This is a genomic window from Methylobacterium sp. ME121 (assembly GCF_000974725.1).
In the GTDB taxonomy this organism is placed as follows: domain Bacteria; phylum Pseudomonadota; class Alphaproteobacteria; order Rhizobiales; family Beijerinckiaceae; genus Methylobacterium; species Methylobacterium radiotolerans.
In genome coordinates this window covers 93713-105800 of the sequence record NZ_BBUX01000018.1, presented here as the reverse complement: position 1 = coordinate 105800, position 12088 = coordinate 93713, and the positions used below count along the sequence as shown (strand labels likewise).

The window sequence follows — 12088 nt, the reverse complement described above, 5'->3', positions numbered from 1 at the left end:
GCCGCAGGATGAGGCTCTTACGGCCAAGCCCCCTCACCTTCGGCTGCCGCCTCGCTCCGGCGACGACGAGGTCGCCGGAGCCCTCTCCCCGCGTGCGGGGAGAGGGGGGGAAGCCGCACACGCGCGCGGCCAATCCCCTCACTGCGCCTGACGGCGCCGGTGCCGACGACCGCCCTCCGCTGTCCCCTGCGAATCCGCCGCCGCAGCCTCGGTCGGTGCACCGGGGCGGCCATCAGCCTTCTCGGCAGCCTTCCCGTCGCCCGCAGCCGCCTGTGCGCCCTCGGTGATCCGCACCGGCGCGCCGTCCTTCAGCCGGTCGGTGCCGTCCGTGACGACCCGGTCGCCCGGCTTGAGGCCGGAGACCACCACGGTGGTGGTGCCGTCGGTCTCGCCGGTCTTGATCGGCCGGACCGTGACCTTGCTGTCCCCGTCCATCAGGTAGACGTAGGTGCCGGGCGTGCCCTGGAGCAGGCTGGAATTCGGCACCAGCGTCGCGCCCCGCACCGTGTCGACGGTCAGCTTGGCGTTGACGAACTGGTTCGGGAACAGCTCCTCGTCGGCGTTGTCGAACAGCGCGCGCAGCTTCACTGTGCCGGTGGTCGTGTCGATCTGGTTGTCGACCGTGTCGAGGCGGCCGGTGGCGATCTCGTGGGCGTCGCCGCGGTCGTAGGCCCGCACGGTGAGCTTCGCGCCCGCCCGCACCTGCCGCATCACCCGCGACACGTCGTCCTCCGGCAGGGTGAAGACCACCGAGATCGGGTGGAGCTGGGTCACCACCACGATCGCCGTGGAGGCGGCCGAGATGTAGTTGCCCTGGTCGACCTGGCGCAGGCCGACCCGGCCGTCCACGGGCGACGTGATGTGCGTGTAGGCGATGTTGAGCCTCTGCTGGTCGACGAGCGCCTGGTCGGCCGCGACCGTGCCCTCGTTCTGCTTCACCAGCGCGGCCTGCGTGTCGACGTTCTGCTTCGAGATCGAGTCCTGCCGGTTCAACGTCTGATAGCGCTGCAGGTCGAGCTTCGAGTTCTGGAGCAGCGCCTGATCGCGGGCGAGCTGGCCCTGATACTGGGCGAGCAGCGCCTCGTAGGGGCGGGCATCGATCCGGGCGAGCTCGTCGCCCGCCTTCACGGTCTGGCCCTCCCGGAACTGCACCTGCGTGAGGTAGCCGCTGATCTGCGACTTCACCGTCACGGTGGCGAGCGGCGTCACGGTGCCGAGGCCCTGCAGCACCACCGGCATGTCGCCGGTCGTGACGCTGGCGATACCCACCGCCTGCGGCATGTCGGAGCCGCCGTGCCGGCCGCCGCGGCCGCCGGTCCGGTGCGCCGTCGCGGGCTCGGCACCCCTGTCGGTGCGGGCCTCGTACCAGCGGTGCCCGATCGCCCCGGCGCCGGCGAGCAGCACCAGGATCACGAGCCAGCGGATCGGCCGGAAGCGCCGCGTCCGGACCTCGCGCGCGGGCGCCTCGCCGGGCTGGTAGGCGCGGGCCGTGTCGGTCCGGATCGGTGAACTCTCGTTCATGCCTGACTAGAGCACAGGACGGTCGTCAGCGCGACCGGCGGCACCCTATCCCTCGCTGTCCAAGCCCCCATGCCGCCTCCGGAACGCCGCGTCCCGGAAGCCCGTCCTGAAGCCGCCCGATCCCGCGGGACCCGGCGGCTCCGATCCCGTGTGCGGGAGCGTAAGCCCATAAAGCTGTCCGGGTCCCGAACGGCTCCTTACCGCGGCGACATGGTCGCCCGCGACCGCGCTGCGCGCGCACCTCGCGGTACGCTCCACCGGTGCCCGGCCAATGCGCCGTCACTAGGGCGGCGACGTTTCACTCGTGTTGCTGGGTTCCGCCGGACGCGTCCGGTGCAGCATAAGCGCGCAGCACCGCCCGGAACGCGGGATCGACCGGGGTGACGGCCACGGCGCGGCGCAGGCCTAGCCCGAGACCGCCGATCAGCAGCGCCAGGACCAGGCAGCCGAGGAGCGCGCGTGAGGAGGGCGGCATCGTCGTCTCCGGGGGCCGGCGAGCGGTGCGGCCGCCGCCGCACATGCCGAAAGGGCCACCGACCCGCAAGTCGATGGCCCTTCTGGGGACCGGAGCGGCACCCCGCTGACGGGGCGAGGGGGCGAAGCCCCGTCGGCGAGTGCGCCGCTCCGGTCGTGACCCGAACCTACGAGACGGCTGATGAATGTCAATATTCGTCAGCCGTCGGTCGCGCTTCGGCGACCGGGTCTGTGCGAAGGCGCACATTCCGCGACGCGCGACGGCCCTGCGCGGCCATGCTAAGGGCCGGCGATGCCGAGACCCGCCATGCCGACCTCCCCGATCCCCGGCGCCGCATGACGCCCGCCTTCATCAACCCCGTCTTCGACGCGCTGCCCACGACCGTGTTCGAGACCATGTCGCGGCTCGCGCGGGACCACGGCGCGATCAATCTCGGCCAGGGTTTCCCGGACGATCCCGGGCCGGCGGACGTCCGAGAGCGGGGCGCGCGGGCGCTCCTGGACGGCTGGAACCAGTACCCGCCGATGATGGGCCTGCCGGCCCTGCGCGAGGCGGTCGCCGCGCACTACGCGCGGCACCAGGGGCTCGACCTCGACCCGGAGACCGAGGTGATGGTCACCTCCGGGGCGACCGAGGCCCTGGCCGGCGCGCTCCTGGCGCTGATCGAGCCCGGCGACGAGGTCGTGCTGTTCGCGCCCATGTACGATGCCTACCTGCCCCTGGTCCGGCGGGCGGGCGGCGTTCCGCGGATCGTGCCGCTGCGGCCCCCGGCCTTCCGCCTCGACGAGGCCGCGCTGGCGCAGGCCTTCGGGGCGCGGACCCGGGTCGTGGTGCTGAACAATCCCCTCAACCCGAGCGCCACGCTGTTCGCGCCGGAGGACCTCGACCTGCTCGCCCGCTACTGCCAGCGCTTCGACGTGACCGCCCTCTGCGACGAGGTCTGGGAGCACGTGGTGTTCGACGGCGCGCGCCACAGGCCGCTGATGGCGCTGCCCGGGATGCGGGAGCGGACCGTCAAGATCGGCTCGGCCGGCAAGATCTTCTCGCTCACCGGCTGGAAGGTCGGCTTCGTGATGGCCGAGGCCCGGCTGATGCGCGGGCTCGCCAAGGCGCACCAGTTCCTGACCTTCACCACGCCCCCGAACCTCCAGGAGGCGGTGGCCTACGGGCTGGGCAAGCCGGCCCCGTGGTTCGAGGCGATGCGGGCCGGCTACGCCCGGTCCCGCGACCGGCTCGCGGACGGCCTGCGCGGGCTCGGCTTCACCGTGCTGCCGGCCCAGGCCACGTGGTTCCTCAACGTCGACGTCGCCGCGCTGGGCCACACCGACGACGTGGCCTTCTGCGAGGCCCTCGTCACCCGTCACGGCGTCGCGGCGATCCCCGTGAGCGCCTTCTACCCGGACGCCTCCGTGCGCGGCCTCGTCCGGCTCTGCTTCGCCAAGGACGACGCCACCCTGGATGCGGCGCTCGACCGCATGCGCGGGCTCCCCGGGGCGGCGGCGTGAGAGGCGCCATGGGAGGCGCCATGGGAGACGCCACGACGGGCGGCGCGCGCCGAGCGGGCGCCGTCCTTGCGGGGATCCGGACGGGGGGCCACATCGTTGGGGACGATGGCTTCCCGACGGATCCCGACCATGGACTTCACCCAGGCTGCCCAGTCCGGGCGTTTCGCCCGTGCCGAGACCTTCCCCGGAGGCGGGACCGGCGCCGGAACCCGGCCCCCCTTCCTGTCGGCGGATCTCGGCCGGGAGGCGAGCCTCGCCCGCCTGGAGACGCTGGCCCACCTGATGGACACGGCCTTCGTCATCCCGGGCATCAACCGTCGGGTCGGGTTCGACGCGCTGATCGGCCTCGTGCCGGTGATCGGCGACCTGGCCGGCATGGTGATCTCGTCCTTCATCGTCTACGAGGCGAAGCGCCTCGGGGCGCCGCGCTGGCTGCTGGCCCGGATGGGGCTGAACGTGGCCTTCGACGGGCTGATCGGCGCGGTGCCGGTGGCGGGCGACCTGTTCGACGCCGCCTTCAAGGCCAACCGCCGCAACGTCCGGCTGCTGCGCCGCTGGCTGGAGCGCAGCGGCAACCTGCGTCCCACCGAGATCGACGGCACCGCGATCCGGCTCGACGGCTGAGCGTCCCCGGTCCCCGTCCCGCGGCCGGCCGGTCGCGGGGCCGCCCGGATCACGGGGCGGCGGGCGCGCGCGCGGCGCGGCGCGGGAGGCAGCACGGATGAACGAGGTCACGCGTCCCGGCGACAGCGAGGTCGTGCCCGCGCCGATGCCCGGCGCCCAGCCGCTGGTCCTGCGGCCGGACGAGGGGGCGCCGCCCCCGGTCCCGCCCGAGGCCGCCGGCCGGCGCGCCCGGCTCTCGCCGCTCAACCGGCGGCGCCTCGACAATTTCCGCCGCAACCGGCTCGGCTACGGATCGTTCGTGATCTTCACGATCCTGTTCGTGCTCAGCCTGTTCGCGGAGTTCATCGCCAACGACCGCCCGATCGTGATGTCCTACAAGGGCGAGTGGCTGGTCCCGGTCCTGGTCGACTACCCGGAGGAGAAGTTCGGCGGCTTCCTCGCCACGACCGACTACCGCTCCCCCGAGATTCGCCGGGAGATCGCGGCGAACGGCTGGGCGCTGTGGCCGCCGATCCCGTTCTCGTACGACACGATCAACGAGGACCTGCCGACGCCGTCGCCGTCGCCGCCCACCTGGATGCTCACGGACGCGCAGTGCAAGCCGGTCGCCGAGAAGCTCGGCGGCAGCACCTGCGCGGACATTCCCTGGCACTGGCTCGGCACCGACAACACCACGCGGGACGTGCTCGCGCGGGTGATCTACGGCTTCCGCATCTCGGTCCTGTTCGGGCTGATCCTGGCGGCGGTCTCGTCGGTGATCGGCGTCGTCGCGGGCGCCGTGCAGGGCTATTTCGGCGGCTGGGTCGATCTCGCCTTCCAGCGCTTCATCGAGGTCTGGGGCGGCATCCCGACCCTCTACCTGATCATCATCATCTCGGCCTTCATCGCCCCGGGCTTCTTCGTCCTGCTCGGGATCATGCTGCTGTTCTCCTGGGTCGCGCTGGTGAGCGTGGTGCGGGCCGAGTTCCTGCGGGCGCGGAACTTCGAGTATGTCCGCGCCGCCCGGGCGCTGGGCCTGTCGAACATCCGCATCATGACGGTCCATCTGCTGCCGAATGCCATGGTGGCGACGCTGACCTTCCTGCCGTTCATCCTGAACGGCTCGATCACCACCCTGACCTCGCTCGACTTCCTCGGCTTCGGACTGCCGCCGGGCTCGCCGTCCCTCGGAGAGCTTCTCGCGCAGGGCAAGGACAATCTGACCGCGCCCTGGCTCGGATTGACCGGATTCCTGGTCATCGCCGTGATGTTGAGCCTGCTCGTCTTCGCCGGCGAGGCGGTGCGGGACGCCTTCGACCCGCGCAAGACTTTCGCCTGAGGCCGCGACCGGGTGGCGAAAATGACGCAGGGCCCCACCCGGCCTTCGCACAACTGTACGAAGATTGCGCATTGTCCCGGCACGGCCGGACGGCAACCGTATACGATCGTCTAGAGACGGGCCCCGACCTGGGCGTAAAGGTCTCTGCCGGCTGCGAAAACCCGCTTCGAGGAAGCGACTAGAATTCGCCGGGCGGACACCGATAAAGCCTCTCAGAAGTGTCCCTTAAGTGCCGCCAATGCAACCATACCCTGTAAGCCTCGCCGCGCGATGCAGAGTTAGACTTCGGTCTCATCACAGATAATTGTATGGCGCGGCTTGCATTTTTCGGACGCTGACTTAACTCGCGAACAGTGGGGATCCCATCAGGCATTTGTGCCGAGGAATGAGAGAATGTCAGAAGCTGCGCCGACATCGCAATTGGACTTCATCGAGCGGACCGTGGACGTCGTCGCGGCCTACGTTTCCAACAACTCGCTGCCCTCGGCCGAATTGCCGGCCCTGATCGCGAGCATCCACGAGGCGCTGAACACGATCGGGGCCGGCCCCGCCGCTCCGGCGACCGAGAGCGTCGAGCGGCCGACCCCCGCCCAGATCCGCAAGTCGATCCGCCCCGACGGACTGGTCAGCTTCATCGACGGCAAGTCGTACAAGACGCTGAAGCGCCACCTGACCAAGCACGGTCTCGATCCGCAGACCTACCGCGAGCGCTACGGCCTGCCGGCCGATTACCCGACCACTTCGGCGAACTACTCGGCGCAGCGCTCGGCGCTCGCCAAGAGCCTCGGCCTCGGCCAGCCGGGCCGGTCCCCGTCCAGCGACAAGTCCGCCGCCCCCGCCGAGGAGGCGCCCGCCGCCCCCGCGTCCGGCCGCCGCAAGGCCGCGACCGCCGCGACCAAGGCCCGGGCGAGCCGCAAGGTCGAAGCCGCCTGAGCGCGGCCGCGAGGGCCGGACGGGGGCGGATGCGCGGTCGGAGACGGCCGCGCCCGCACCGCTCCGGACGCCTCGGCCGTACGTCCTGGCCGTGCGTCCTAGCCGTGCGTCCTGGCCTGCACCTCGGCCGGACCCCGCCGCGCGGTCCGGCTCATCCACGCCGCGCGGCCCGGTTCAGGCCGCGAGGCGCCCGTCCAGCGGGAACACCTTGGCGGGGTTCAGCATCCAGTCCGGATCGAACACCGCCTTGACCCGCATCTGCTGCTCGAGATCGACCTGATCGTACTGGAAGCGCATCAGCTCGCGCTTCTCGATCCCGACGCCGTGCTCACCGGTCAGGCAGCCGCCGACCTCGACGCAGAGCTTCAGGATCTCGTCGCCCGCGGCCTCGGCCTTCTGCAGCTCGCCGGGCCGGTTGATGTCGAACAGGATCAGCGGGTGCAGGTTGCCGTCGCCCGCGTGGAACACGTTGGCGACCCGCAGGCCCTTCTCGGCGCAGATCGCCCCGATCCGCTCCAGCACCGGCCCGAGCTGGCCGGTGGGGATCGTGCCGTCCATGCAGATGTAGTCGGAGATCCGGCCGGTGGCCCCGAAGGCCGACTTGCGCCCCTTCCAGATCGCGGCCGACTCCGCCTCCGAGCGCGAGACGCGCAGGCTGGTCGGGCGGAAATCCTGGGCGATCGTCTCGATCCGCGCCAGCATGGCGTCGCACTCGGCGTCCGAGCCCTCGACCTCGATGATCAGCATCGCCTCGGCGTCGCGGGGATAGCCGGCCTGGGCGAAGTCCTCGGTGATGAGGATCGCCTCGCGGTCCATGTACTCGATCGCCACCGGGATGATCCCGGCCGCGATGATCGCCGCGACGCAGTCGCCCGCGTCCTCGACCCTCGAGAAGCCGACCAGCACCGGGCGCGCGCCTTCCGCCGCGCGCAGGATCCGCACGGTCGCCTCGGTGACGATGCCGAGCTGCCCCTCCGAGCCGCAGACGAGGCCGAGCAGGTCGTAGCCGCCGCTGTCGAGGTGCTGGCCGCCGATCTCCACGACGGTGCCGTCGTTGAGCACCAGGGTGACGCCGAGGAGGTTGTTGGTGGTCACGCCGTATTTCAGGCAGTGCGCGCCGCCGGAATTCATCGCGATGTTGCCGGCGATCGTGCAGGCGAGCTGGCTCGACGGGTCGGGGGCGTAGAAGAAGCCCTCGTGGCTGACCGCCCCGGAGATGGCGAGGTTGGTGATGCCGCTCTGCACCCGGGCGGTGCGGTTGGCGAAGTCCATGTCGAGGACCTTGGTCATCTTGCCGACGCCCAGGATGATCGCGTCGGCCTGCGCGATGGCGCCGCCCGCGAGCGACGTGCCGGCGCCCCGGGGCACGACCCGCACGCCGTTGGCGTGGCAATAGGCCATCACGGCGGAGACCTCCGCGGTGGTGGAGGGCAGGACCACGGCCAGCGGCATCTGCCGGTACGCGGTCAGCCCGTCGGTCTCGAAGGCCCGGCGCTCGTCCTCGCTCACCACCAGCGCCTCCGGCGCCACCAGGGGCGCGAGGCCGGCCAGGATCGCCTCGCGGCGGGCGAGGATCGCGGGATCGGGATCGGGGAAGCGGATGGTCATAGGGCTCGTGCCCTCCTGGGGCCCGCGGCGCGGGACGGTGTGCGGGCAGCATGGACCTCGGCGGCCGCGCCTTCAACCAGAGTGCGGCGCTGCGTCGTCCCCGCGTCACATTTCAACCACGACGGCTGCCTAGCGTCGCCGGAGACGCCTCGCTGCGCCGCTCCCCGATACCGGCCCCCGCTGCCGGATCCGGACGACGGGTCAAGAACGGAACCGATGAACGCTCCCGCCTCCAGCGCCCTGCGCGACGACCGCTACGACGCGCCGTCGGCGCATCTCGCCACCACCCGCGACCTCGGGATCCGCAGCCTCCAGCTCGGCATCGCGGCCTTGCAGGAGGCGAGCGTGGCCTTCCAGGGCCGGCTCGGCGCGGCCTTCGAGGAGGCGGTGCAGACGATCCTGCAGAGCAAGGGCCGCGTCATCGTGAGCGGCATCGGCAAGAGCGGCCATGTCGGCCGCAAGATCGCCGCGACGCTGGCCTCGACCGGCACCCACGCCTTCTTCGTCCACCCGACCGAGGCGAGCCACGGCGACCTCGGGATGATCGCCCGGGACGACGTCATCATCGCGCTGTCGTGGTCGGGGGAGACCGCGGAACTGTCCGACCTCGTCGGCTTCAGCCGCCGGTTCTCGATCCCCCTGGTGGCGATCACCCGCAACGGCGAGAGCACCCTCGGCAAGGCCGCCGACGTGCTGCTGGAGCTGCCCCGCGTGCGGGAATCCTGCCCCCACGACCTCGCGCCGACCTCCTCCAGCCTGATCCAGCTGGCGCTGGGCGACGCCCTGGCGGTGGCGCTGCTGGAGCGGCGCGGCTTCACCTCGGCGCGCTTCCACACCCTGCATCCGGGCGGCACCCTCGCGGCCCGCCTCAGGACCGTGCAGCAGGTGATGCACGGCCCCCAGGACATGCCGCTGGTCCACGAGACCGCGCTCATGTCCGAGGTGCTGATCGAGATCGCGGCGCGGCGCTACGGCTGCGTCGGCGTCACGGACGCGGCCGGCCGCCTCGTCGGCATCGTCACGGACGGCGACCTGCGCCGCCACATGGGTCCGGCGCTCCTCGACACGCCGGTCTCGACGGTCATGACCCGGGACCCGGTGACGGTGGAGCCCCACAAGCTCGCCCAGGCCGCGCTGGAGCTGATGAACCGCCGGCTGATCACGGCGGTCTTCGCCGTCACGGACGGACGGCCCGTGGGCATCGTGCACGTCCACGACCTGCTCCGCGTCGGCATCGTCTGAGGCCGTCCGGAACCGGCAGGCCCGACCCTCGCCCTTGGCGGTCCCGGGCGTGCCGGGACGGGGACGGAGGGTCGGACGAGCGGGCGCCGGTCACAGCCGCGCCAGCAGCTCCGCCTTCTTGGTCGCGAATTCCGCCTCGGTGAGCACGCCGCGCGCGTGCAGGTCGGCCAGCCGCTCGATGGTCGCGAGAACGTCGTCCGCGGATGACCGGTCCGGCGCGGCCGAAGGGGCGGGCGACGGGGCAGGCGAAGAGATAGGCGACGCGGCGCTCGCCGGGATCCCGGCCGGGTCCGCTTGGCGCGGCGCGGCGACCTCCGCCTCGATCCGGCGCAGGCGGTCGAGGGCGACGGCCCCGGCCGGTCCCGTGAAGCCGAGGCTGCCGTTCGCCTGAGAGACGCCGGTGATGCGGTGCTCGCCGGTGTCGTAGAGCGCGATCCCGGACCCCGCGTCGACGGCGAGCCGCCGTCTGTCGGGGAAATAGGCGTAGCGCAGCCCGTTCTGCGCGCCGGTGCTCGCCGGATCCCCGAGGCCGGCCGGCCACCACTCGCCGCCGCCCCGGCGCGCCGCGGGCGCGGCCTCCGAGAAGCCGCCCGCCGGGAGCGCCCCGGCCAATTCGGTGCAGAGCGCGTCGACCCGCGCCTTCAGCGCGTCGTCGAACATCCGGCCGACCATCACCATCCCGCCGGAAAACCACTGCCCCATCCCGCCGAGATCGGGATGGTCGAACTGCGCCATCGTGCCGTGGCCGCGCTCCAGGGCCCGGATCAGGTGGCGCACCGCGTCCAGGCCGACCCCGTGGCGGTCGGCGACGGCCTGCAGCCCGGAAACGGAGTCGAACGGCCCGTCGTCCCGGAAGGGATCGGACGCGGCGGTGTCGGACGGATCCATGAGCCAGCTCCCGAAGCGTCGGAGGGTGGACAGGAGGCGCGCGGCGCCGGCCCCCGGCCCGGGCCCGAGGGCGGGCGCCCCCGGGCCTGCGACGGCGTCGCGATGCGGAGCCAATCGCCGGTCGTGCAAGCGGGTTCCGGCCGTCTCAGCCGGCGGCCGGCGGGAACGGTCCCGCGATGGTGAAGTCGGTGATCGGCCGGCGGCCGTTCGGGGTCTCGCGGGGCCGCTGCTCCTCGGTGAGGTCCGCCTCCGGGATCTTGCGGCCGACCGCGAAGGCGGCCTCGATCCGGTGGTTCTCGGGCAGGCGCAGCACCGCGGGGGCGCGGACATGGTCGAACCCGACCATGCCGTGAGCGTGCCAGCCCTGGTGGATCGCCTGGAGCTGGAAGGCCAGCGAGGCGGTGCCGGCGTCGAAGGAGTGGCTGTAGGAGGGCTTGAGCTCGTCGCCGACCTTCATGAGCCCGTTCGAGACCAGGAACAGGATCGCGCCGGTGCCGGACACCCATTTCTGATTGCCCGGCACCAGGAGGTCGAAGAACGTGTCCCAGTGGGCGTCGCCCCGGAGCGCGTAGAGGAAGCGCCAGGGCTGCGAGTTGTAGGCGGAGGGCGACCAGCGCGCCGCCTCGATCATCCGCATCAGCTCGGATTCGGGCACGGCCTCGCCCGTGAAGGCGCGGGGCGAGTGCCGCTTCACGAAGACCGGATCGATGTCGTGGTCGGCGCGGCGGGGCGGGGGCAGGCTCAAGGGACTCGTCTCCGGAAGGGCGCGGGCGCCCGGGCGGCCGAGACTGCCCGAAACGCCCGGCCGGAGGCAAACCCCACGCCACGCTAGGCCCTGTCAGGCCACGCTGCGCTCGATCTCCTCTTCGTCGCAGATCACGCCGGCATTGCCCTCGAACTCCGCGGCGAGGTCCACCGGTGCGTGGGTCGGGGCGGGGGACACCCGGTCGCGCGCGAAGGTCGCCAGGAACAGGCGCATCACGTGGCGCACGCCCGCGTCGTTGATGGTGCGCTGGTCCTCGTTGTAGTAGCGCCCGGCATTCACGTTGCTCGTGACGATGTCGTAGGCGGGGAAGTAGACCGCCCGCGGGTCGCCCCGGCCGACCACCTCGCCGGCCGCCACCCGCAGCACCGACTTGGAGTAGCTGTTCGACTCCATCACGTGCCGGTCCATGTAGGTGGCGATCATCGGCACCGGCGAGACCGTGAAGATCACCCGCGCCTTCGGGTTCACGCTCCAGAGCCGGTCGAGGAAGCCGTTGAGGTCGCCCAGAACCTCGGCCGCGCCGGCGTTGACGCACTCGTAGAGGTCCGGATCGAAGGTGCCGCCCGCGACCCCGGGGGCGAGCGGCAGCGCCGCGCCGTCGGCCCGCCAGCGCCAGCCTTCCGTGAGGCCGAGGGTCAGCACGAACACGTCCAGCGTCTCGAACAGGCGGCGCACCTCGGCGAGGTGCGCGTCGCGCGCCGCGACCACCTCGGCCTCGCTGGCGAAGCCCGCCGGCTCGACCGTGGGGCGGAACGGGTCGACGTAGCGGCCGTCGTCGCGCAGCCACGCCTTCAGCTCCGGCTCGAACTTGCCGTAGGCCCGGTCGAACAGCTGCACGAACTGGCGCGTGTAGTAGAGGTTGCCGTAGCGCGCCGAGAACGTGCCGAACTGGCGGGCATTGGCCTCCTCGGCGCTCATGCCGGGGGTCGGCGGCTCGGTCAGGTAGTAGTTGAACCCGGCGCCGCGCACCGCCTCGGCCACCCGCTGCGCGAAGCAGGAGCCGCCGGTGGCGACCTTGTCGGTCGGCCCGATCACGAACGTGTCCTTCGGGTGCGGATTGACCGCGAAGGGCGGCACGTTGGTGACGACCTTGCGCCAGAATCGCTCGGCCGGTAGACCCGTATACGGATTCAACGCCATCTTCGAACCCTCTTCTTCACGACGGCGACAGGCCCTCGGGGGCGCTGTTCCGTCCGCTGACACCGGCA

At 71.9% G+C, this 12088-nt stretch carries 11 protein-coding genes; 5 read left to right on the top strand and 6 right to left on the bottom strand.

Annotated elements, in window-relative coordinates:
• Positions 1–138: 138 nt before the first annotated feature.
• Positions 139–1521: an MdtA/MuxA family multidrug efflux RND transporter periplasmic adaptor subunit gene (locus ME121_RS14295; RefSeq protein ID WP_012321239.1), complete on the bottom strand. Its 1383-nt coding sequence runs from the start codon at positions 1519–1521 to the stop codon at positions 139–141.
• Between the two features lie 298 nt (positions 1522–1819).
• Positions 1820–1996 carry a hypothetical protein gene (locus tag ME121_RS14290; protein WP_164891353.1) on the bottom strand — a complete coding sequence of 59 codons (177 nt, stop codon included), beginning with the start codon at positions 1994–1996 and terminating at the stop codon, positions 1820–1822.
• Between the two features lie 335 nt (positions 1997–2331).
• On the opposite strand from ME121_RS14290, the gene ME121_RS14285 reads away from it, so the two are divergent.
• The 4 genes from ME121_RS14285 (at position 2332) to ME121_RS14270 (ending at position 6376) form a co-directional block, all read left to right on the top strand.
• Positions 2332–3501, top strand: coding sequence for an aminotransferase (locus tag ME121_RS14285; RefSeq protein ID WP_179239972.1), 1170 nt, complete (start codon positions 2332–2334; stop codon positions 3499–3501).
• Positions 3502–3630: 129 nt separating this feature from the next.
• Complete coding sequence (locus tag ME121_RS14280) at positions 3631–4125, top strand: DUF4112 domain-containing protein (RefSeq protein WP_012321242.1); 495 nt, start codon at positions 3631–3633, stop codon at positions 4123–4125.
• 97 nt (positions 4126–4222) lie between these two features.
• The gene (locus tag ME121_RS14275; RefSeq protein ID WP_024828846.1) at positions 4223–5443 is read left to right on the top strand and encodes an ABC transporter permease; all 1221 of its coding nucleotides are present in this window, start codon (positions 4223–4225) and stop codon (positions 5441–5443) included.
• 393 nt (positions 5444–5836) lie between these two features.
• Positions 5837–6376 carry a Ros/MucR family transcriptional regulator gene (locus ME121_RS14270; protein ID WP_059409036.1) on the top strand — a complete coding sequence of 180 codons (540 nt, stop codon included), beginning with the start codon at positions 5837–5839 and terminating at the stop codon, positions 6374–6376.
• A 174-nt stretch (positions 6377–6550) separates the two neighbouring features.
• Here ME121_RS14270 and ME121_RS14265 read toward each other — a convergent pair whose 3' ends face one another.
• Positions 6551–7984, bottom strand: a complete 1434-nt coding sequence (locus ME121_RS14265) for an FAD-linked oxidase C-terminal domain-containing protein (protein WP_059409035.1) — start codon at positions 7982–7984, stop codon at positions 6551–6553.
• A 216-nt stretch (positions 7985–8200) separates the two neighbouring features.
• Between ME121_RS14265 and ME121_RS14260 the strand changes: the two genes are divergently transcribed.
• A complete protein-coding gene (locus ME121_RS14260; RefSeq protein WP_012321246.1) occupies positions 8201–9226 on the top strand; it encodes a KpsF/GutQ family sugar-phosphate isomerase in 1026 nt (341 codons plus the stop codon).
• Positions 9227–9316: 90 nt separating this feature from the next.
• Here ME121_RS14260 and ME121_RS14255 read toward each other — a convergent pair whose 3' ends face one another.
• From ME121_RS14255 to ME121_RS14245, 3 genes are all read right to left on the bottom strand, one after another.
• Positions 9317–10114 (bottom strand): SHOCT domain-containing protein, encoded by a 798-nt coding sequence (locus ME121_RS14255; RefSeq protein WP_012321247.1) that lies wholly within the window; start codon positions 10112–10114, stop codon positions 9317–9319.
• Between the two features lie 145 nt (positions 10115–10259).
• Positions 10260–10859: a nitroreductase family protein gene (locus ME121_RS14250; RefSeq protein WP_012321248.1), complete on the bottom strand. Its 600-nt coding sequence runs from the start codon at positions 10857–10859 to the stop codon at positions 10260–10262.
• A 93-nt stretch (positions 10860–10952) separates the two neighbouring features.
• A complete protein-coding gene (locus tag ME121_RS14245) occupies positions 10953–12020 on the bottom strand; it encodes a GSCFA domain-containing protein (RefSeq protein ID WP_059409034.1) in 1068 nt (355 codons plus the stop codon).
• Between the last annotated feature and the right edge of the window lie 68 nt (positions 12021–12088).